This is a genomic window from Enterococcus wangshanyuanii (assembly GCF_002197645.1).
GTDB lineage: Bacteria > Bacillota > Bacilli > Lactobacillales > Enterococcaceae > Enterococcus_L > Enterococcus_L wangshanyuanii.
In genome coordinates this window covers 167398-189554 of sequence record NZ_CP021874.1, presented here as the reverse complement: position 1 = coordinate 189554, position 22157 = coordinate 167398, and the positions used below count along the sequence as shown (strand labels likewise).

General features: G+C 38.7%; 23 protein-coding genes. 6 read left to right on the top strand and 17 right to left on the bottom strand.

What is annotated here, in order from left to right:
* Positions 1-353 precede the first annotated feature (353 nt).
* The 12 genes from CC204_RS00925 to CC204_RS00870 form a co-directional block, all read right to left on the bottom strand.
* The gene (locus tag CC204_RS00925; RefSeq protein ID WP_088268391.1) at positions 354-1427 is read right to left on the bottom strand and encodes an ABC transporter substrate-binding protein; all 1074 of its coding nucleotides are present in this window, start codon (positions 1425-1427) and stop codon (positions 354-356) included.
* Positions 1424-2260: an ABC transporter permease gene (locus CC204_RS00920; protein WP_088268390.1), complete on the bottom strand. Its 837-nt coding sequence runs from the start codon at positions 2258-2260 to the stop codon at positions 1424-1426. The genes CC204_RS00925 and CC204_RS00920 overlap by 4 nt, the downstream gene beginning before the upstream one ends.
* Positions 2257-3069 carry an ABC transporter permease gene (locus tag CC204_RS00915; RefSeq protein ID WP_088268389.1) on the bottom strand — a complete coding sequence of 271 codons (813 nt, stop codon included), beginning with the start codon at positions 3067-3069 and terminating at the stop codon, positions 2257-2259. The genes CC204_RS00920 and CC204_RS00915 overlap by 4 nt, the downstream gene beginning before the upstream one ends.
* Before the next feature lie 11 nt (positions 3070-3080).
* Complete coding sequence (locus tag CC204_RS00910) at positions 3081-4166, bottom strand: ABC transporter ATP-binding protein (RefSeq protein WP_088268388.1); 1086 nt, start codon at positions 4164-4166, stop codon at positions 3081-3083.
* 18 nt (positions 4167-4184) lie between these two features.
* Positions 4185-4727 (bottom strand): helix-turn-helix domain-containing protein, encoded by a 543-nt coding sequence (locus CC204_RS00905; RefSeq protein ID WP_088268387.1) that lies wholly within the window; start codon positions 4725-4727, stop codon positions 4185-4187.
* Between the two features lie 233 nt (positions 4728-4960).
* Positions 4961-5893, bottom strand: coding sequence for a ribokinase (gene rbsK, locus CC204_RS00900; RefSeq protein WP_088268386.1), 933 nt, complete (start codon positions 5891-5893; stop codon positions 4961-4963).
* 38 nt (positions 5894-5931) lie between these two features.
* Positions 5932-6885: a nucleoside hydrolase gene (locus CC204_RS00895; protein ID WP_088268385.1), complete on the bottom strand. Its 954-nt coding sequence runs from the start codon at positions 6883-6885 to the stop codon at positions 5932-5934.
* Positions 6886-6922: 37 nt separating this feature from the next.
* A complete protein-coding gene (locus tag CC204_RS00890) occupies positions 6923-8359 on the bottom strand; it encodes an MFS transporter (RefSeq protein WP_088268384.1) in 1437 nt (478 codons plus the stop codon).
* 118 nt (positions 8360-8477) lie between these two features.
* Positions 8478-9287, bottom strand: a complete 810-nt coding sequence (locus CC204_RS00885; RefSeq protein ID WP_088268383.1) for an energy-coupling factor ABC transporter ATP-binding protein — start codon at positions 9285-9287, stop codon at positions 8478-8480.
* Complete coding sequence (locus tag CC204_RS00880) at positions 9256-10137, bottom strand: energy-coupling factor ABC transporter ATP-binding protein (protein WP_088268382.1); 882 nt, start codon at positions 10135-10137, stop codon at positions 9256-9258. The genes CC204_RS00885 and CC204_RS00880 overlap by 32 nt, the downstream gene beginning before the upstream one ends.
* Before the next feature lie 21 nt (positions 10138-10158).
* Positions 10159-10935 carry an energy-coupling factor transporter transmembrane component T gene (locus tag CC204_RS00875; protein ID WP_088268381.1) on the bottom strand — a complete coding sequence of 259 codons (777 nt, stop codon included), beginning with the start codon at positions 10933-10935 and terminating at the stop codon, positions 10159-10161.
* Positions 10936-10980: 45 nt separating this feature from the next.
* Complete coding sequence (locus CC204_RS00870) at positions 10981-11607, bottom strand: ECF transporter S component (RefSeq protein WP_088268380.1); 627 nt, start codon at positions 11605-11607, stop codon at positions 10981-10983.
* A 300-nt stretch (positions 11608-11907) separates the two neighbouring features.
* Here CC204_RS00870 and CC204_RS00865 point away from each other — a divergent pair, with 300 nt between their 5' ends.
* Positions 11908-13809 carry a PfkB family carbohydrate kinase gene (locus tag CC204_RS00865; RefSeq protein ID WP_088268379.1) on the top strand — a complete coding sequence of 634 codons (1902 nt, stop codon included), beginning with the start codon at positions 11908-11910 and terminating at the stop codon, positions 13807-13809.
* 41 nt (positions 13810-13850) lie between these two features.
* Here CC204_RS00865 and CC204_RS00860 read toward each other — a convergent pair whose 3' ends face one another.
* Positions 13851-14369 (bottom strand): FUSC family protein, encoded by a 519-nt coding sequence (locus CC204_RS00860; RefSeq protein ID WP_088268378.1) that lies wholly within the window; start codon positions 14367-14369, stop codon positions 13851-13853.
* 197 nt (positions 14370-14566) lie between these two features.
* On the opposite strand from CC204_RS00860, the gene CC204_RS00855 reads away from it, so the two are divergent.
* Genes CC204_RS00855 through CC204_RS00840 form a run of 4 tightly spaced genes read left to right on the top strand, consistent with a single transcriptional unit; the run spans position 14567 to position 17545 of the window.
* Complete coding sequence (locus CC204_RS00855; RefSeq protein ID WP_088268377.1) at positions 14567-15559, top strand: oxidoreductase; 993 nt, start codon at positions 14567-14569, stop codon at positions 15557-15559.
* Positions 15560-15574: 15 nt separating this feature from the next.
* Positions 15575-16345 carry a phosphopantothenate--cysteine ligase gene (gene coaB, locus CC204_RS00850; protein ID WP_088268376.1) on the top strand — a complete coding sequence of 257 codons (771 nt, stop codon included), beginning with the start codon at positions 15575-15577 and terminating at the stop codon, positions 16343-16345.
* Positions 16342-16884: a phosphopantothenoylcysteine decarboxylase gene (gene coaC / locus CC204_RS00845; RefSeq protein ID WP_088268375.1), complete on the top strand. Its 543-nt coding sequence runs from the start codon at positions 16342-16344 to the stop codon at positions 16882-16884. Before coaB ends, coaC begins: the two co-directional genes overlap by 4 nt.
* Before the next feature lie 16 nt (positions 16885-16900).
* Complete coding sequence (locus CC204_RS00840) at positions 16901-17545, top strand: ECF transporter S component (RefSeq protein ID WP_087639679.1); 645 nt, start codon at positions 16901-16903, stop codon at positions 17543-17545.
* Between the two features lie 61 nt (positions 17546-17606).
* Here the strand turns inward: CC204_RS00840 and proC are convergent, their stop codons facing one another.
* Positions 17607-18416 (bottom strand): pyrroline-5-carboxylate reductase, encoded by an 810-nt coding sequence (gene proC, locus CC204_RS00835; protein ID WP_088268374.1) that lies wholly within the window; start codon positions 18414-18416, stop codon positions 17607-17609.
* Positions 18417-18441: 25 nt separating this feature from the next.
* Positions 18442-19443, bottom strand: a complete 1002-nt coding sequence (locus CC204_RS00830) for a DMT family transporter (protein WP_087639677.1) — start codon at positions 19441-19443, stop codon at positions 18442-18444.
* A gap of 202 nt (positions 19444-19645) precedes the next feature.
* Between CC204_RS00830 and CC204_RS00825 the strand changes: the two genes are divergently transcribed.
* Positions 19646-20605, top strand: coding sequence for a helix-turn-helix domain-containing protein (locus CC204_RS00825; protein WP_088268373.1), 960 nt, complete (start codon positions 19646-19648; stop codon positions 20603-20605).
* A 456-nt stretch (positions 20606-21061) separates the two neighbouring features.
* On the opposite strand, the gene CC204_RS00820 is transcribed toward CC204_RS00825, so the two are convergent.
* Together CC204_RS00820 and CC204_RS00815 are read right to left on the bottom strand one after the other, a co-directional pair.
* On the bottom strand, positions 21062-21520 hold the full coding sequence (locus CC204_RS00820; RefSeq protein WP_088268372.1) for a hypothetical protein: 459 nt from the start codon (positions 21518-21520) through the stop codon (positions 21062-21064).
* A gap of 117 nt (positions 21521-21637) precedes the next feature.
* Positions 21638-22150 (bottom strand): hypothetical protein, encoded by a 513-nt coding sequence (locus tag CC204_RS00815; RefSeq protein WP_088268371.1) that lies wholly within the window; start codon positions 22148-22150, stop codon positions 21638-21640.
* Between the last annotated feature and the right edge of the window lie 7 nt (positions 22151-22157).

Below are 22157 nucleotides of genomic sequence, written 5' to 3'. Positions count from 1 at the left end.
AGTGCTGTCAGCCTAGTCTTAATTTTTCGTAAATACAGTTTGTTGCGAAATCGTCTGCAAGATTTGGATAAGAAAAATCATTTGCTTCTTACATTATATCAGCACAATAAAAATAGTAAACTCTAGGGAATTCACTATAAACATGACTATCATATATCACCTATGGTTTGATTCTGACATCTCAGATAATATTAAATCATCTCATCAAATGATTTCTTTTAAACTATTAGCATTTTTTATCACACACAAAAAAAGCGACAAAATTGCCGCTTTTAGTAGAAAACCGAAAATAAAAAAGATGTTTTTTACTTCGAATTTTGTTGACTTAAAATCAATCTTACTGAGTTTTCACCCTACTTCCGATACATCTTAAATTCCAAAAATAGATCATTATAAATCCCAAGATATTCCGCACCCAAATCCTCATAGACTTCCAAGTGTTTAATCACTTCATCACTTGGATAAAACTGTTCGTCACCAGAAATCTCTTTAGGTAAAAGCTTCTTCGCTTCTTTATTTGGGGTAGAATAACCGATATACTCTGCATTTTGTGCTGCATTTTCTGGTCTTAGCATGAAGTTGATGAATTCGTATGAACCTTTGACATTTTTAGCCGTTTTAGGAATCACGATATTATCAAACCATAAGTTCGAGCCTTCTGAAGGAATCACATAATGCAGATGTTCATTGTTATCCAGCATTTCTGCTGCTTCACCAGAGAATGTCACTGCTGCCGCACTTTCTTCATTGATCATGTACATCTTGATTTCATCTGCAACGATCGCTTTGACATTCGTTGTCAGCTTATTCAATTTATCTGTCGCTTCGCGTAACTCCTGATTATTCTTGCTATTTAAAGAATAGCCAAGACTATTGAGTGACAGACCGATAACTTCTCTGGCGCCATCGATCAGCATCACATTATCTTTTAATTCCGGCCGCCACAAATCATCCCAATGCTTGACTTTGTTACCATCAATAAACTTGTCATTGTAAATGATCCCCAATGTTCCCCAGAAATAGGGGATCGAGTATTTATTCTGCGGATCAAACTCTTGATCTAAAAAACGCGTATCGATATTGTTTAGCCCTTTAAGCTTCGTATGGTCGATCGGCAACAGCATTTTTTCCTTCATCATTTTTTGAATCATATATTCAGAAGGAATCGTAATGTCATAAGCCGTTCCACCTTGTTGAATTTTTGTGAACATCGCTTCATTTGAATCGAAGGTTTCATAGTTGACCTTATAGCCTGACTCTTTTTCAAATGCGCGTATAAGATCAGGGTCAATATAATCGCCCCAATTGTAGATTGTTAGGGTATCTGCTCCAGCCATGCCGCTTGATTTTTCAAGTTGACGTACGCCAAAAAACAAAATCAAAATGATTGCTAATATCCCAATAAACAAGGATTGTAGTTTTCTCATTTGAGCTTAGCCACCTCACTTTGCTCCCGACGCATTTTACGCATTCTTTTTGGCAGATTATCCTGACTAATAAAGTAATAGCCGATCACAAGAATCATAGAGAAAATAAAAACAAGGGCACTCAACGCATTGATTTCTAGGCTGATCCCTTGTCTGGCACGGGAATAGATTTCAACAGACAACGTTGAAAACCCATTTCCAGTGACAAAAAATGTCACTGCAAAATCATCCAATGAATACGTAAAAGCCATAAAATAGCCGGCAATGATCCCTGGTGACAAAAATGGTAATATAATATTTTTGATCACTTGGATATTATTTGCTCCTAGGTCTCTTGCAGCATCCACCATCGAGTCGTTCATTTCCTGCAGTTTCGGTAAAACCATCAGTACAACGATTGGAATACTAAAGGCAATATGTGACAATAATACGCTGGCAAAACCCAAACTAATAAATCCGACTGCTGTAAAGAAAATCAAAAAACTAGCACCAATGATTACGTCTGGAGAAACTAACAAGATATTATTGAAGCTCATCAATGTCGTTCTCGTTTTGCGTCGTCGTGTATAATAAATTCCCATCGCACCGAATGTGCCGATGATCGTTGCTAGTAAAGCAGATAAAAACGCCAGTAAAAAGGTATTCAGTACGATGATCAGTAAACGAGTATCCTCGAAGACCGCTTTATAATTATCCAAAGTGAATCCAGTAAACTGATTCATCGTATCTGTGTCATTGAACGAGTAAAAAATCAAATAAAAGATCGGTGCATATAATAAAGCAAAAACAACGATCAAATACAGATAAGACCATTTGAATTTTTTCTTTGTCATTCTTTCACCCGCCCTTTTTTCTTCTTCTCACCTGTCAAAAGCATCACAAAAAACATCGCAACGATCAAGATCACACCGATCGTTGAACCCATGCCCCAATTTTGCGTCACCATAAAATGCTCTTCGATCGCCGTTCCTAATGTGATCACACGATTGCCGCCAATCAAACGAGTCAACATGAATAAAGAAAGTGATGGAATAAATACTGCCTGCACCCCACTTTTAACTCCATTCAAAGATAAGGGAAAAATCACCCGTTGAAAAGTTTGAACACTGCTCGCACCTAAATCACGGCTAGCGCTGATCAATGAAGGATTCATTTCCTCAAGTGCATTGAAGATCGGTAAGATCATAAATGGAATTTCGATATACGTTGCAACAAATAAAAAACTAAAATCAGTAAACAAAATTTGATACGGACCCACACCCACAAAGCCTAGAAACTGATTAATACTTCCATGAATACTAAAAATGCCAATAAATGCATAAGCCTTCAGCAAAAGATTGACCCATGTCGGCAAAATAACCAGCATCAACCATAATTGTTTATGTTTTAACTTCGTCAAAAAATAGGCGGTCGGATAGCTGATCAACAACGTAAATAAGGTGATCAAAAACGCATACCAAACTGAATTCAACGTCATGCTTAAATACGTGCCTGATGTAAAATACGTTCGGTAATTTTCCAATGTGAACTGTCCATTCATATCAAAAAAAGATTGATAAATGATCATCAAAACAGGCGTGATCACAAACAAAAGCAGCCACATCGCATAAGGAATCGAATAGATCCGACGCATTGTTTTCATTATTCTTCCCCCTATTCTTCGTAGCTTTCTAAACGAGCATCGAAATCTTCTTCCGATTCATTGAAACGCATGACATGAATATCTTCAGGCTCAAAAAACAACCCCACTTTTGCGCCCTCCACTGCTTTTCTTGTCGAATGAACCATCCACTCATTATGGTCTTCGTCATGGCAAATGATTTCATAATGAACACCACGAAAAAGCTGCGTATCAACCATTACGACTAATTTTCCTTTGTCCGCGCTTGTGATCGTCAAATCTTCTGGACGCAACACGATTTCTACTGGTTCATTTTTACGCATCCCGCCATCGACACATTCAAAGCGTTTGCCAACAAACTCAACAAGATTATCTTCGATCATCGTACCATTGACGATATTGCTTTCACCTACAAAATCTGCAACAAAATGATTGATCGGCTCATCATAAATATCCACTGGCGTGCCGCTTTGCACGATATGACCTTTGTTCATTACGAAAATCACATCACTCATCGCTAGAGCTTCTTCTTGATCATGGGTAACAAAAATGAAGGTGATCCCTAACCGCTGCTGTAAGTCCCGAAGCTCATACTGCATATCCGTCCGCAGCTTCAAATCTAGCGCAGATAATGGCTCATCCAATAATAAAACCTTCGGCTCATTGACGATCGCTCGGGCAATCGCTACACGTTGGCGCTGTCCACCAGACATTTCGCTGATTTCTCTTGTTTCATATCCCGGAAGCTGTACCATACGCAAGGCATCTTTAACCTTCTTTTCTATTTCTGATTTCGATAATTTTTTGATTTTCAAACCGAAAGCTACATTATCAAATACATTCATATGAGGAAACAGCGCATAATCTTGAAAGACAGTGTTGACCTGACGCTTATTAGCAGGGATGTCATTGATTCTCTGCCCGTCAAAATAAATATCTCCTTCTGTCGCATCTACGAAACCAGCTAAAATCCGTAAGATCGTCGTTTTTCCACAGCCGGAAGGTCCTAGGAGCGTATAAAATTTCCCCTGTTCGATCTCAAAGCTAACTTGTTTCAGTACTTTTTCATCATCATACTCTTTCACTACATTTTCAAATGAAATAATATTTTTTTTCACGCGCCAATGCCTCCTTGTTTATAAATAAGATTCTGTCGCCACTATTAAGATACGACTTTTTCCCTTTGCATGATTGATCAACTGATGCGGTTCAGTGGCCTGATAATACATGGCCTCCCCTTTTTTCGCAGCGTGTTTTGCTTCGCCTAGAATCAACGATACTGCACCTTCGATCACATAGATAAAGGTTTCAGATAATGAGGGTTCAAACGTTTTATATTCCCCATTTTTATCAAAGGTCAAAAGCACAGGCTCCATCTCTTTTTCGTTTGATTCGGGAATCAGCCATTTTAGTTCATAGCCATTTTCCTCGTCATAGTAGAGCGTACTGTCTTCATCTTTATAAACGATCTTTTGTTCCAGCGTTTGCTCACTAAAAAATTGTTCAGGCGTGACGCCCAATACTTCTAAAATATTAAAAAAGGTTTCCATAGAAGGGGAGCTCAAATCTCGTTCTAACTGCGAAATATAGCCCTTCGTCAAGTCCGTCCGCTCACCAAGTTCTTCTTGGGTCAAATTTTTTTGTACGCGCAAATTGCGCAGCTTTTCACCGATTTCCATCTACTCACCTCAGTTGGATTTATCCAAAAGTTTTCTAATACTAAACTAGGAGTTTAATTTTACCTTCTTTAGTATACGAATTTTTCAAAAAATAGCAACTAATTTTGTTAAAAAATTTCATTTTTTTATAGCCGGTCGTTTAAAAAAAAGAGAACAGAACAAGAGTAATTTTGACTCTCGTTCTGTTCTTTAGATAGATAATTGTGTCTAATCAGTGTCTGCCTTATTCCAACTTATTCTTCTATTTCCCTTACGATCAATTCATCTAACTCACTACGATAAGGAATCGCAGGTTGTGCGCCATATCGTTGGACAGTGAGTGAAGCAGCTTTTGCACCGTAGCGGATGGCTTCCTCTAAATTACTGAAATCCGTTTTTAAGATCGCTGCCATCGCTCCGATAAATGTATCTCCAGCCGCAGTTGTATCGACTGCTTTGACAGGATATGCTGGAATGATTCCCCGCTCGCCTGCCCGGTCATAAAACGCTCCAGCACTGCCAAGTGTGATCACAACCGTCTCTATTCCTAATCCATGTAAAGAGGATGCTGCGTGGATCATGCTTTGTTCCGAAGTGATTTTTATGCCTGTCAAAATCTCAACTTCTGATTCATTTGGTATGATCATATCGATATTTTCTAATAATTCTGTAGGAATCTGTTCGATCGCTGGTGCTGGATTTAAAATTGTTTTAGCTCCAGCGGCTCTGGCTAATTCAAAGGCTCGAATCGTACTGTCGATCGGACTTTCAAATTGGGCGATGATAAACTCACTTGCTTCGATTTTGTTTCTATTTTCTTCCACTTGTTCGGGTGTGATTTGATTATTTGCGCCGGAGTGGATAATGATACTGTTTTCTCCAAAACTATCTAACAATACATACGCGCTGCCCGTCGTTTGATCATCAAGGGATTTGATTCCTGAGATATCGATCATTTCTTTATTTAATAAATCCAGCATTCGTTTGCCCGTATCATCCGTACCGACTGCTCCAATAAAATTTGTTTTTGCACCGCTTCGTTTCGCCGCAATGGCTTGATTCGCTCCTTTGCCTCCACCTGAAGTGAATAATTCATTCGCATGGATCGTTTCGCCATGTTTGGGTAAATAGTTCATTTTTAATGTGGTATCCGCGTTGATACTGCCAATTACTGTGACTTCGTTCATTGCCTGACCTCCTCTGCTACGTCTCACTATCTTGATGACTACTTAGAAAAGTACGCCATCGTATCTATTACTAATGCTTTGAATTTTGGTAAATCGATATCAAATCCAACAAGCACATTTTTCTCTCTTTCAAAAAGATCATCATAATCAACCACTGTACTGCCTAAAGCAAGCGTCTCACTTGTTTCGACCTCCACATGCATCGGTAAAACCTTGAATAAACTTGGATCGATGACATAAGCCATCGCACACGGATCATGCATATGAATCCCTTCGATATGACCTTCCTCAGCCAAAAATGGGACTGTTGTTGTCAAATTGAAAAAGTCTAATAAATCAGCCATCGTACGAGCGACTGGATTACCGATCGCTCTGATTTCTTGAATGTCTTCTTCAAAAAGCTGTGCTTTCAATGTCACATCTAAGCCAAACATCGCAGTTGGTACCCCAGATTTCACGACAATATCTGCTGCTTCAGGATCGACATAAATATTAAACTCTGCATGTGGGGTGATATTACCGCCAAAACAAGCACCGCCCATAAAGGAGATCAACTCGATCTTCTCTTTTAGTTCTGGATGTGATAATAAAAAGATCGCGATATTTGTCAGTGGACCAGTAGCTATGATCGTGACTTTTTCATCACTTTCTCTTAATAGCTTCGCTAGTAAGTCATTTCCGCTGATCTTTTCTGCCACAGCTGTTGGTTCTGGTAATTCTGCACCATCCAGTCCACTTTCTCCATGGACATCATCAGCAATGATCAATTCTCTTCGAAGAGGTTTCAATGCACCCATTGCTACTGGGATGTCCTCTCTGTTTGCTAAAGCTAAAAGTTTTCGTGTGTTATCAAAGGTTTTTTCCGGCAATTGGTTGCCCGCTGAAGTCGTGATTCCGATCAGCTCTACCTTGTCAGAAGATAAAGCCATCAATAAAGCTAACGCGTCATCATGTCCAGGATCGCAATCTAAAATTATTTTTTGTTTTGCCATTTTTCTTCCTCCTAAAATCATCTATTTCTAGCTGTTTTTATTCTGCTCTTGAACGACTATAGATCGTCTTTTTCGTTACTAAGAAGATCACCAAAGCGGCCAAAATGATCACGCCACCGACTAAAAAGACATTGGCATAGGTTGAAGCAGCGCCGCTATCTACACCGACGATACTTCCGCCAGACATCGCACCTGAAGACATCATTCCGCCGAATACAGCCACACCAACAGATCCTGTGATCGCTTGGACTAGGTCATTGACACCAAGAACACGACCAGACTCTTCCGGTGATACAGTAAGCGTTGCTGTATCAACGATCGGTGAGTAAAAGAAGGATGTACCAAAATAGTAAATACAAGGAGCCACGGCTAACGCCCAAACTTTGCCCATAGGAATCGCAAAAGCAATTGCTATCAAGCCTAGACCCATAAAGCTTAACGCCATGATGATCCCAGCTGAACGTCCGATCCGTTTAATAACTGGACCGCAAACAAACCCAAGAACTGCCGCTAATAAAATCGACCAAACCAATAAAGTAGAAACTTCTGCAGAATCGATACCATAAATATTCAAACCAATTGCATTTACCCCTGCATTTAATGTGTAGCTAAAGAAATAACCTACAAAGATAACCGTCATTGTTGCGATAAAAGCTGGATTCTTAAAGAATTCAGGCGTGATAAATGGTGATTTTGCTTTATTGATATAAACGATAAAAGCAATCAATGTAATCACACAGGCTGCTGCCCAAAATATGTTCATATCCGTAAAGAACATCGTAACTGCTCCAGCAAATGCACCGATCAAAGCAAATCCAGCCCAGTCGATCGTTGCACCTTCTGCATGATCGTCCGGTAAGTTTTTCGCTAACGATGGAATAAATAAGAAAGAAATCAACGGAACAGCGAATAACCAACGCCAATCGATCTTCGTTACATAACCTGCTGCTACAACACCTAGCGCTGCTGAAAATCTAAAAACAGCAACGAAAATACCATAGTAGATCACACGATTTTCTTTTGCGATATATTTTGATACCAATACTAAGAAAACAGAACCTGCTACTTGTCCGCCTGCTGATTGAAGCACACGGGCAATTACGACCGCCCAAATATTGATCGGTCCCAATATAAATCCGATCGCCGAACCGATAATCAATAGCACGACACCCAACATCGTCATTTTTTTAAGTGAAACAAAGTCTCCCAAAGAACCATAGATAACACAAACGATGCCCAAAACGATCCCAGGTATCGATGTGATCAACGGCGCTAAATTGGGTGTTCCTAACTGTTCGCCAATATTAACAAAAATCATACCAAATGCCTGTTGCTCAAGAATACCAAAAATAAAAATAATTAAAATCAGCGGAATCGCACGTTTTGCCATCCGATTCATTTTTTCAAATTCAGGAGTTCCTTCTCTAGGAACGGGAACGCCAATTACTTTTTCTGTCTCATTGTTAGCTGACATTTTTTCCACACCTTTCAATCTTGACTTTATTCAACAACCAACCATTTTTACCGAGCGTTTATCTCATCCGTCTCTTTCACGTTTTCTTTTTACTAGTTCCCCAACAGTATCAAACATTTTACTCACCCCTTTCTCTTTCAAAAACCGTCATGAACGCTTCTGTCGTAAATACTGGTTCTGAAAACCCAACTCCTTGTCCCACACGCGTGATCGGAGGCGGTGTAACAAAGCTTTCTTTTAATCGTTCAGGCTGTGAAAACACCTCACTCACTGATCCGTCTAAAAGTACCCTACCTTCTTTCATCACGATGATTCGTTCAAAATTGTCTGCCACAAACTTCATATCATGCGTTATTGTGATACATAGCACTCCACGATGTTTCAGTTCCTGAATGATTTTTTTCAAGCGTCGATTTCCATAAACATCTTGTCCGCAGGTCGGCTCATCGAAGATTAAAACCTTCGGATTCATCATCATAATAGAAGCAATCGTACAAAACTTTTTTTCAGTCGCATTTAAATCAAATGGATGAACTTCCAATTTATCCTTTAAGCCAGTTACCTCCGCTACCCATTCCAGGCGTTGGTCGATGTCTTTTTTGGACATACCAATCTGTTGCGGACCAAACAACAATTCCTTTTTGACTGTTTCTAAAAATAATTGATCATCAGGATTTTGGAACACATAACCAACCGTTTTCGACCATTGCGCGGTACCTTTTGTTTGGATCGCTTCTCCATCGATCCATATGTCGCCAGAGGTCGGTGACAAGATACCATTCAAATGCTTGACGATCGTTGTTTTACCAGCACCATTTTGTCCGATGATCGCGACAGGTTTTGTACCTTCGATCGTTAAATCGATTCCTTTTAATACTTCTTCACTTGAAGGATAGCTAAAATGAAGGTTTTTCAACTGGATCTTCATACTTCAGCGCCTCCTTTACTAGACGAATCGTTTCTTCTTCCGTCCATGTGATCTCTGCTTTTGTATAGCCCTTTTGTTGAAGTATTCTTGAAATTTTCACATAATCAGGGACTTCGATTCCAAGATCTGTTTGTTCCAGAAATTCAAAAACTTCCTTTGGATTCCCAATCATTTGGATCTCACCTTCTGAAAGAACCATGATCTGATCCGCATTTTTTGCTACCCGTTCCATGTCATGATCCACCATGATCACGGTGATCCCATTTTGATTCAAGCGCTTCACGATGGCAAAAATCTCGTCACTTCCCATGGGATCCAGCTGTGTTGTACATTCGTCTAAGACTAAGATTTTTGGTTCTAAAATGAATGTCGATCCAAAAGCGACCCGCTGTACTTGGCCTCCCGATAGCTCCAGCGGATTTTTTGAAAGAATATGGTCGATATGCATCAGCTTGGATACAGTCTCCACTTTTTTGAGCATCTCTGTTCTCGGTACACCACGATTGCCCAAGCCATACGCTAACTCTTCTGCAACAGTACCCGCTGTATAGGATAATTGATTGAATGGATTTTGAAAGACTAAACCAATTCGTGTAGACAACTCAGCGATCGTCGCAGCTTCTGTTTTAAGCCCATCGATGATGATTTCTCCCGCTTTTTTCCCTACAAAATAGTGAGGAATCAAGCCGACTAGTGCATTACATAACGTTGACTTCCCTGAGCCATTTCCGCCAACGATACAAAAGAAGCTGCCCGCTTCTACCTGAAACGTCAAATTTTTCAGAGCTCTTGTTTTCGTTTGATTATATCTATACGAAAAATTATTGACTGTTACAACGGGTTCAGACATCCTTTTCCCCTCCTATCATGTTTACTTCATCCAGATAGCTGCTAGAATCACAAAAATTAAAAAGAGTACCAACAAGACATTGATGATCTTGTCTACTTTTGTTGTTTTTACTTGGACATAGCTTGTTTGCTTGACTCCTTTAATGCCAAATCCTCTTGTTTCCAGCGTCATTCCTCTTTCTTGTGCATCTGTCAGCGAAGACATGATCACAGGACCTAAAAGCGGCAGGTAAGCCTTGATCCTTGCGACTAAACGTCCTTTGATCTCGACGCCTCTCGCTTCTTGCGCTTCTTGGATCACATTCATTCTCCGCTGCATTTGCGGTACGACATTCAATGTTGCTAAAACTAAATAGCCTGCTTTGGGCGGTAAGCCACTATTCGTCATCGCTGCAACCAATTTTCCTGTCTCAGTGGTTTGATTCATCAAATAAAATGACCCTAGAAATACTAATAATGTCGTCACTATTTTTAGCGCATACAGCACACCTTCTAAACCTAGCTCAGCAAAGCCAAAATCAGCAATGACCGTTTTATTATTTACGCCATAAAAACCTTGAATAAACAGCAACATCAAATTGATCGGCAACCCGAAGCCCAGCATCAGACGAGTAAACGGTTTCAGTAATTTCCCTAAATAAGCAATGAAAAATAAACAGATAATAAGTCCAAACCCTAACCATAATTTGGGAAATAACAGCGTACCTAATCCAAAACAAAAGACAGCAAGGATCTTCGTCAACGGATTTATCTTTTCGATCATTGTATCTTTTTCTACAAAGGCATTTGACAGCTTCATGTTCTCCCTCCTAAACTACGCAAACTATTTTCGATCTGTCCCTTTTCACAACCAGTCTTCGTCTAATTCATCTTCATTCATTCCAAGTGCATACTGACTCAAGAAACGTTTTGGAATCTTTTGTACTAGAAGATAGGCGATCAGAAAAACGATTCCTTTATCGACCAAATTTTCGATCATAGATGTCGATAAAACCGATAGAATGATTTTCTTAGTCGTTGCAATCAATGCAGCTGTAAAAAGTGAACTGCCATTAACACCCGTTGCACCGCCGTAGACAAAAATCGTGATCATCGAAGCAGATACCGTATTTGTGAAGGCGCATACAAGCCAAGTCAACATTGCTCCCCAAACATTTCGAAACAACCCTGCTTTGACCATAAAGCCTGTGACAAGACCACATAAAACACTCACGACAGAATAAGGAAAATACACTGGATTTGCCACTAAAGTTAAAAACACATTTGTCAAAAAACCACATAAAGCAGCAACCCAAGGTCCAGAGAGACAAGCAATGATGATCGTTCCGATCATATCTAAAAATAAAGGCAGCTTTAATGCTGAACATAACGTTCCGCCAATCAGGTTGATGCCTACAGCTATGGGAATGAGAACTAACGATTTCGTCGTGAACTGCGCCTTGATTCTATTTAGAAAACTGCTCTGCTTCATGACATGACCTCCGTTTCGTTCAAAATTTGTTTTCCTCGATCAAGGAAAATTTTTTCGGAAAACGTTTTCTCTAAATAAAAATTACCATCGTTTGTTTCTTTTGTCAACGCTTTTTTGGATTTTGATCCAAAAGATTTTTCTCCTCATCCATAGAATAATTACAGTTGACTTACAGGAATTATTTATCTATGATGTAAGCATAATTAGACGCTTCATTTTGATAGAAAGAATTAGCATTTTTTTATTTACTATAGATGAACCACCTTTTGATCACTAAACGAAATGAGGGAAATAATCATTATGAATATAAAAGATATCGCCAAATTAGCTGGTGTTTCGGTTTCTACTGTATCAAAAATCGTCAACCAAAAAGACCAAAGTATCAGCCATGAAACAAGAGAACGCGTGCTGAAAATCGTCAAAGAGTATAATTATGCACCTTATGCTTCTTCTGCAGGTACACCAGCAAAGTCATGGTTATTAGGCGTTTTACTCCGTTCTTCCACCTCATTGGATGCGACGTTAGATGGGATCATCCAGACCGCTCAAAAAAATGGTTACAGCCCATTGATTTTTAATAATTACGATGACAAGGAACAAGAATTAAAGAACATCACCTCTCTCTGCAAACAAAACGTCGACGGTGTCATCTGGGAGCCGATCGATGAGGAAAGTTTAAGCCATCTCACCCATTTTGAAGAATTAGCGATTCCTGTCCTAAGTACTGGAGAAAATGGTGGAGAAACATCGATTTTGTTTCCTTACGAAAAAGCAGCCTATCATATCACACAAGAGTTGATCGATCAAAAACATCAAAAAATCGCCTGTTTACTGACACCCGGCAGACGTACCGAAGCCTTCTTAGCTGGCTATAAAAAATGTTTATTCGATAATCATATGAAGCTTGACCCAGAGTTGATCTTCTTCGATTTCAATGAGAACTTAAACCATAAATTAAATAACAGACAGATCACCGGAGTGATTTCCTCTCATTATCATAAGGCATTGGAATTTTATCAGCTTCTCCATGCTTTAAGCTACAAAATTCCCGAGGATCTTTCTTTGATTTCCCTCAAAAGCGAGCGGACAGAACCACTCTCTTTAACCGAACTGTCGGAAATTTCAACCTATACGATTCGCACTGCTGATTTTGGCAGCTATCTCTGCCGTCAACTGATCAATACCATCGAAAAAAAAACATTGGAATCACCAACTTATTTTCAAGATTTTTCGTTGGATAATCGTACGACAGTCAGCTTGCCCTTCAATTTGAATATTCCTAAAATCGTAGTGATCGGAAGTATCAATATCGATACATATTTGACTGTGCCAAAACTGCCGGATAGTGGGAAAACGGTCTCGATCACAGGTTCGTCGATCTATCCTGGTGGAAAAGGGGTCAACCAATCGATCGGTGCGGCAAAGCTGGGCCATCGGGTTTCATTGATCGGCAAAATCGGCTCAGATCTAGATTCTGATTATGTCTACAATACGTTAAACCAATATGGGGTTGAAACCTTAGGCATCAAACGAAGCAATCATACCAATACAGGAAAAGCCTATATCTTTGTTGAAACGAGCGGGCTCTCAACTATCTCGATCCTTCCTGGTGCCAACGGCATTTTTACACCAGAAGATATCGAAGAGAAAAAGGAATTATTTGAAAACACTGGTTACTGTCTGATCCAGACAGAGATTCCTCTCGACACTGTAGCCAAGGCCTGCTCGATGGCCCATATGTATGGTGCAAAAACGATTCTAAAACCTTCTGCTTATGGGAATATCCCTAAAGATGTGCTATCGGAAATCGATATTTTGATTCCGAATGAAGATGAGCTGAATGAACTATGTCCTGAATATGCTACCTTGGAAGAAAAGACAAATTATTTATTGACGTGCGGCGTGGATACAATTATCGTAACATTGGGAGAAAAAGGCTGTTATGTTAAAACCCCAGAATGGGACGAATATATTGCTGCCGTTGATTTTCCCGCAATCGACAGTACAGGAGCCAGTGACGCCTTTATCAGTGCACTTTCCTCTTACTTGCTTTATGGCTACTCGTTAAGAGAGGCCGTTCGTATTGCCACTTATGCTGCCGGCTTTTGTATCTCACGTGATGGTGTGGTTTCTTCCTTGATCGACAAGCACGAATTGGAAGCACATATTAAACAAAAAGAAACACATTTAATCAAAGAATAACGAAAAAGAAAAGGCTGGGTATTAGATCCCAACCTTTTCTTTTATTCTGCAGCGACTTCATTGTCTTCAGGAATCACTGCCTTTTTTCTGTTTAGTTTTAACGGAATAAAATAATTCACTGCTAATGCGATTCCCATCCCAATAAAGCTATCTATGACACGGGCAAATGCATAGCCATACGACTGATCAGAAGGAATCATAAACACGATCGTCAAAAGCGTCGCACAAGCTCCGACCGTTCCTTCATGACAGCTGATCGAAGCAAGCAGTGCGATCATCACCATAATGATCGTTGGAATAAAGATCAGCTGAACGATCTCGGTTCGTCCAAATACACTGAACACCGCAATCACAACAACTGACATGATCGCCCCCATCACGTTTCCGGTAATTCGATGCTTGCCGTATTTTAACGTATTCTCCATGTCCTCTCTCAGACTGAATACAGTAGTGATCGCCGCAACGACATACGTTTCACGTTTCAATAAAATACTGACAAGGATACAAAGAAACACACTGATCCCCGTTTTAAATGTACGCATACCAATTTTAAACTTCACTCATTCAATTCCCTTTCCTCATTTTTAGTAGACATGTGTTTATTTTCACTTTCCAAGTCAATAAAACACTCACCTTCTATTCTAGCTTATTTTCTATCGTTTATGAAGGCTGATTTAAGAAGAATTTTCTAAAGAAAAAAGGAGAATATGTTATGATAGTAACAATAAAACGATTTTGTATTTAAAGGAGCATACACATGAAAACATTTTCCGGATTTATCGTAAATGACATCGATCAAACCTTTCGATCAGAAGTAACAGAAATAACAACCGAGAATTTATCTGCGGGTGATGTAACGATCCAAGTCGCCTATTCATCGGTCAACTATAAAGATTCCTTAGCCGCAAAGCAAAATGGCGGCGTGATCCGTCACTATCCTATGATTCCAGGCATCGATCTCAGCGGCACTGTTCTCAGTTCAACCGATGCACGCTTTAAAGAAGGACAAGAGGTTTTAGTCACAGGCTATGGTCTAGGCGTGACTCATACTGGCGGCTTTGCTCAAATCGCCCGCGTACCAGCCGATTGGGTCGTTCCTTTACCTACTGGTTTAAGTCTAAAAGACGCGATGATCTTCGGAACTGCCGGTTTTACTGCGGCATTATCTGTTCAAGCACTAGAAAATCATGGGTTTAGTCAGAACAAAGAAGCGACAATTTTAGTGACAGGCGCAACAGGTGGTGTCGGCAGCTTGTCGATTGCGATGTTGAAGCAATTAGGCTATAAAAACATCATTGCATTAAGTCGAAAAAAAGAAGCGGAAACATCATTAAAGAACATCGGTGCCTCTCAAGTACTGCTTGTTGAAAATTTCCTGCCCGAAAAAATCAAGCCTCTAGCAAAACAAACCATCGATTTTGTGATCGACACTGTTGGCGGAGAGATCACGGCTGCATTATTGGCGCAATTGCGTTATAGCGGAAGCATTGCCATCTGCGGCAATGCAGCAGGTATCAGACTAAATACGACAGTCTTACCATTTATCTTACGAGGCATCAATTTGTTAGGCATCGATTCAGTCAATGTACCAATGGAGCCGCGTATGGCAATCTGGAAACGATTAGCGACAGATTTGAACGTAAGCCAACACGAACTGACACAAGAAATCACATTAGAGCAATTGCCAAATACTTTGGAGCAATTACAAAAAGGCACACACATTGGCCGCACCATCATAAAAATGAACTAAAGGGGCATCACAATAATGAATATATTGATTACTGCAGGTGGAACTTCTGAAAAAATAGACAACGTCCGTTCCATTACCAATCATTCGACTGGACGCTTAGGTAAAATCATCGCTGAAACATTTTTAGCACAAGGTCATCACGTAACCTATGTCACCACAGCACAAGCTGTCCGACCTGCTGAACAGGAAAAATTAACGATCGTTCCCATTGAAACGACGAAAGACTTACAAGAAGCGTTGCTTGAACAATTTGACCAGACCGCTTTTGACAGTGTGATCCATAGCATGGCTGTGAGCGATTTTACAACGGAAACAACCTTATCAGAAGAAGAATTTATCGAGCAGCTCTCTGCCAAATTAGTTGAGTTGGAACAACCAACGAAGGAACAGCTAAAAGAATTTTTACACCAAGGTTTAGCTGAAATTGGCGAAACGATTCAGGATCAGAAAAAGATTCCTTCAAAAACAGATCGTCTCTTGCTTTTTTTAAAGAAAAACCCTAAAATAATTGCAATGCTTCGCGAAAAACAACCGCAAGCAATAATTGTTGGTTTTAAACTTTTAGTTGGCGTTTCAGAAGAAGAGCTGATCCAAGTCGGTCAAACGATTCTTGAAAAAAATCACTGCGATTTTATTTTAGCCAATGATTTAGAAACGATCCAAGGTGATCAGCACAAAGGCATTTTGATCGATGCGGCCGGGCAAACACAAACTGCTCATACTAAAGCCGAGATCGCACAACTGATCGTCGAGAATGTCGAAAATAAATGGAGGAATAAAAAATGAAAACCATTCTGTTAGGTGTTTCAGGCAGTATTTCTGCCTATAAATCAGCGGATATCACTAGTCAATTAACGAAACTAGGCTATAATGTGGAAGTTATCATGACAACAAACAGCACCAAATTCATCACGCCTTTGACGTTGCAATCTCTTTCTAAAAACCCTGTACACACAAATGTCATGGAAGAAATTGCACCAGATAAAATCAATCATATCGAACTAGCGAAAAAAGCCGATCTATTCCTTGTAGCGCCAGCTTCTGCGAATATCATTGCTAAGCTTGCTAACGGGATCGCAGATGATATGCTTTCAACCGTTGCTTTAGCCTTGAAAGAAGAAGTACCAAAGATGATCGCACCAGCAATGAATACCTACATGTATCAAAATCCGATCACACAACGGAATCTAAAAACACTAAAAGAAGTTGGCTACCATGAAATCGAGCCTCGTGAAGCATTACTGGCTTGCGGTGATTTTGGTCGCGGCGCTTTAGCGACTGTTGAAGAAGTCGTGGCAAAAGCCAGTGAACTTTTAGCGAAATAATGGTGAGGAGTCCTTTATGAAAAACACAAAAACATTTACATTGACTGCGATGTTCTTAGCAATTTTGATCTTATTATCAGCAGTTCCCTTTCTGGGCTTCATTCCGATCGGTCCGATCAATGCAACGACGATGCATATTCCTGTCATTATCGCTTCGATCATTTTAGGTCCAAGAATCGGTGCTTTTCTAGGCGGTGTCTTCGGTGTAATCAGTATGATCCGCAGTACAGTAGTCTTATCTCCATTGTCGTTTGTTTTCTCACCGTTTATTCCGGTGATCGGAACAAATCAAGGCAGCTGGAAAGCGATCGTGATCGCAATGGTGCCGAGGATTTTGATCGGTGTCGTCCCTTACTTCGTCTTTATGGGGCTAAAAAAAGTAACTAAAAATAAACCAACGTCACAATCGATCAGTTTATTTATCGCAGGATTCTTAGGGTCTGCGACAAATACGATTTTAGTCATGAACTTGATTTATTTTCTCTTTAAAGATGCGTATGCGGAGACGATCGGTGCAAGCGGTGCTGCTGTGTACACTGCGATTTTGACGGTGATTTTTACAAGTGGAATCGTGGAAGCAATTGTAGCGGCGATTGCTACGGTGGCTGTAACTTCGGTTTTATTGCGGTTAGTAAAGACCAATGCTACACAGAAACTATAAAATGAAAAAAAGGAATAGACCGACCTTTTTAGGTTGATTTATTCCTTTTTCTATATGAATATTAAAGTTTTTTCATTTCCTCATCGCGAGCAACTGTCGCATCGATTCCTTTTACTACTGTCGCAATAAATGCTTCTTCCTCCAAAGCCAGTAATCCCGCAACTGTAGTCCCTCCTGGAGAACATACACGATCGATCAAGGTCCAAGGATTTTCATCTGAATCTAAGATCATTTGAGCACTACCTAGAACAGCTTGAGCCGCATATTCCAATGCTTTTTCTTTCGTCAAACCATGTTTGACTCCTGCTCGAGCAATACTGTCAATAAATAAATATGCATAGGCAGGTGAACTTCCTGCCACAGCCGTATAGGCTGAAAAGTCTTTTTCTTCAACTTCCCACGCTTTTCCTACTGCATTGAACAAGTCAACAACGTATTGTATCTGTTCTTTTGAAGTATTTTGATTTCCAGCTACTGCCGCAGCGCCTAAACCGATCATTGCGTTAACGTTTGGCATTACTCGAATAATCGGTAATGTACTTGTACCAACCAATCCTTCCAGTTTATCCAATGTTGTACCTGCAGCAATCGAAATCAATAGTGGTTTTTTCTTTAATACGACTGATTTTGTTTCTTCTACAACTTTTTGAATAATATTTGGTTTAACTGAAAGGACGATAGCATCTACTTGCTCAATCACTTCTCCAGCAGAAGAGCAAACATTTCCATCAACTTGAGCCGCTAACTCTTTGACTTTATCCGTTAAAACATCAAACAGATAAACGTCTTTTCCCTTAACAAAGTTTTTAGCAGTGATGCCTTGTACGATCGCTCCTGCCATATTTCCTGTTCCAATGAATCCAATTTTCATAAAAGTGACTTCCTTTCAAAAAGTACTAAACTGATTCGCTTTCTTTTTTGGTAAATTTTGTTAATGCCTGAAATGATTTTGGCGGCCGATTGATCAAAATGATCGACAAACAAACTAAAATCAACCCAAATGCTAAAGGCATCGTGAAACGTTCACCTAAAATAACTGCTAGTAAGCTGCCAGAAATCGGCATGATGAATTTATAAACAGTAATCTCTCCTAGATTAGCATACTGTGCACACCAGTACCATAGGCTAAATGGAATCGCTGATGCAGCAGCTAAAATAATCAATAACACCACACCTAATGGCGTCCAGTTGATATAACTTAAGGTGCCGCCCATAAATAAACCAATGACAAATAAAAAAACAGAACCAATAATCAAATTCCAGCCCGTCATTACAAATGAATTCAGCGTAGAACCGATTTTTTTTGCTAACATCGTAGCCAGTGCCGCGATCAATCCATAAATCAACATGAATCCTTCTCCCGTCAAAGCAAATTCAAACATATCGTTGATCGTTGTTCCACCAGTCAGCTGAGAAATGATCAAGCCTGCGAAACCAATCACCAAGGCAACTACTTTCGGTACAGTCAATTTATCATTTTTATAAGCAAAATGAGCTAAAATCGCTGCAAAAAAAATTGTGGATTGCGCAAGAATCGTTGAGTTGATCGTTGAAGAAATATTCACATTCCCGATATTAAAAAAGAAATACGCAGCCGTTGTAGACAAGAGCCCCATGATCACAACTTCTTTCCATTGGGTTTTTGTCACCTTAAAAATATTTTGTTTGATAAACATCGCAAAAATCAATGTCATGATCCCTGCAATAAAAAAGCGAATACTGATCGTTGCCAAAACCTGTCCAATATAATTATCTCCTAAAGCATCTCTGGAAATTCCCATCTCATCATTCATGATTTTGATTAATTTAAATGGTGTTCCCCAAATGACATTCGTTACAATAGCTGCAATGGCAATCATCATTTTTGTTGGTACTCTTTTTTGAGCCGTTGTGTCCATTTTTTGTTTCCCCTTTCACACAAAGTGTCTTATTCCATTTTGCTATATATACTGAACAATTATATTGCTCGTATTTTCACAATCAAGAAAGTTGTTAAATAGCTATTTACATATGAATTCCAATTCATTATACTTTCATTTGAGAATAATTGAATTAGTCTGTCCAAACATATTAAGTAGGCTATTTTAAGATGGAGGAATTATGTATACTTTTTCTAAAGAACAATTCGACTGCTTTTTTGACTTTTTAAAAACCCTGGATTGTTATAATAAAACCCAAGATGGAATGATTGAAGAACTTAATAATTTTGAAACCAATCCCAAACGACAAATCGCCTCTTTCGTCTGTCAAAACACAAAAGAACGGCTGACCTACCGTGCACCTTATATTCGAATTTTATACGTTCTTATCGGATCTGTAAAAATTTTGATCGATGATAAGGAATTGTTATATAAAGCTGGTTGCTTAGTTCTAGCAAATGAATGGACGGTGGTTGAATATGAGGAAATGGAAGCCGAAACGACCATGCTTAGCTTCTATTTTAAAAAGGAGTATTTTAATGATTCTTTGCTCGCTCAATTTGCGGAAGAACCCATCATATATCGCTTTTTTGTGGAGAGCATCAAGGAAACGGAAGAAAATAGCCATTATTTCATCTTTCAGTTTTCTCCAAATGAAGATATCCATGTTTATGCTCTGCTATTGTTGAAACAAATCGTAAAAATGCGCTATTTTAATAATAAAGTGACAAAATCTGCCTTCGTTTTGTTCGTTGTCGAAATCAGCCAACTTTCTGATAAAGGCTTATGTGTAAAAGATTCAAACCTATCTTCTGGCGTTTTAGTTGAAGAAATCCTAGCGCATATAGAAACTCACCTTACAACGGTCACTTTATCTGAAACAGCAGAGAAATTTCACTTTCATCCTAACTACCTTTCCGCATTTATCAAAAAACAGACAGATAAAAATTTTTCAGACTGGGTGATTCATTATCGTTTGCGTTATGCCGAAACCTATTTACGTCAAACAGATCTTCCTATTCAAACAATTATTGAAGAGATCGGCTATCAGGATAAAGCATTCTTTTTCAAATTATTTAAAGATCATTACCAAACAACTCCTGGAAAATATCGAAAGCTAGCGAAAAACAACGCACAATAAAAAAAGTTCCAGCGATTCAAGATTATATTGAACTGCTGGAACTTTTTCTCTTTCTACTTGCATACAACAGAAACGTATTGACAGGGTTTTCTAAAGTACCGCAAAACTGCATTTACTCATTTGCCATTTGTTTCGCTGCGGCACTTTGCGCGGTGACTTCTCCTAGGTAAAAATTAAGGGACATTAGTCATTCACCTCGCCGTCATTCTCTGAAGCGAATAGTTTTTGTCGTTTATCGTACAGATTTCTGTTTTCTATCAGATAAAATAATAACGGAATGATTTAAAAAGGTTTATCCTAGTTATCTAAGAATAAACCCTTTTAAAAATATAAATTTATATTTCTTTTTAAAATAAAGCAATTAAGTCTATTAACTTAGGTTATCTATTCAAATAGATAACTGAAATATATTACCTGATCCACTTCATAATCTTCAAGAGGAATATTTGGAAGCTTCTATTTCAATTCAGACGGATCTATTCTAAATAAGTCATGTTGTTCCAACTTATTTTGTATTCTGACCATTTCTTTTTCAAGTAAACTATTTCTAAATTTTTTTATATGCGCTAATTCCAATTTTTCTTTTCCTTTAGAATACATTGCTCTTTCTAAGTAAAAAAATGGACTTATTGCTGAAATCTTCAAGCTTATAAATTCAATATATCCTCTATCCATTATCTCATTTGTCGCTTTTTCTGAAAAAAATGGATTCTTTAATTCTAAATCTTCTAAAATATAATAAGAAAAGCATCTTGAATAATTAAAATCTGTCATCCTTTCTATAGTTAAATTCTGTAGCTCACTAAATAAGACTGCATCCCAAATATCAGGCTTAATATATTTTCTCAGCGTATAACCATAGTCACCAATATTTAGGCTTCGATTTACAAAGTTTATTGCTTCTTTATTTTCCATAAAAATGCTCCTACAACCTCGTTCAAACGCTTCACAGATTCTATATATCTATTCTTCACATAATTTTCGCAACAAGGCTATTTTCTAGAACAATTTATTTTATGTTTTAGCTATTGCTTAGTCACTATCATAATCCCAAGGCTCTTCAATTGCCTCCATCGTTTTCACTTCTTTTAGACTGATATCATTTGCTTCTTCATAAGTAAGATTAAGCACTACTTGATGCTTTTTCTCAAACTCTGCAACACTTAGCCACGTAGATTTCCCATCTTCACTTATTGATCCGTCTAAATCCTTAGCTAACTCTACTGCCATGATATACAAGGCTCGTTTATCTACAGTGAGTATATTTTGATGTTTAGACATAATAAAGAGAAGATTTTCTTCTTTTAAAAACTCTAAATCAATATCTTCAAATTGAAGCGGACTTTCTATTTTTTTCCATCTGGAATCATTTAACCATTTGTCTATTGACAAACTGAGAAATAAATTGTCTTGAAATGTTTCATCATTTCCAACGTGGGATATTTCAAGCTCATGACCATTTTTTTCTTTAAACCACATTTTTTCAGCTAATTCTCGGTAGTCTAAATTGATTTTTTTATTGTTGATGTTTATATAAATACGCAATATTTTC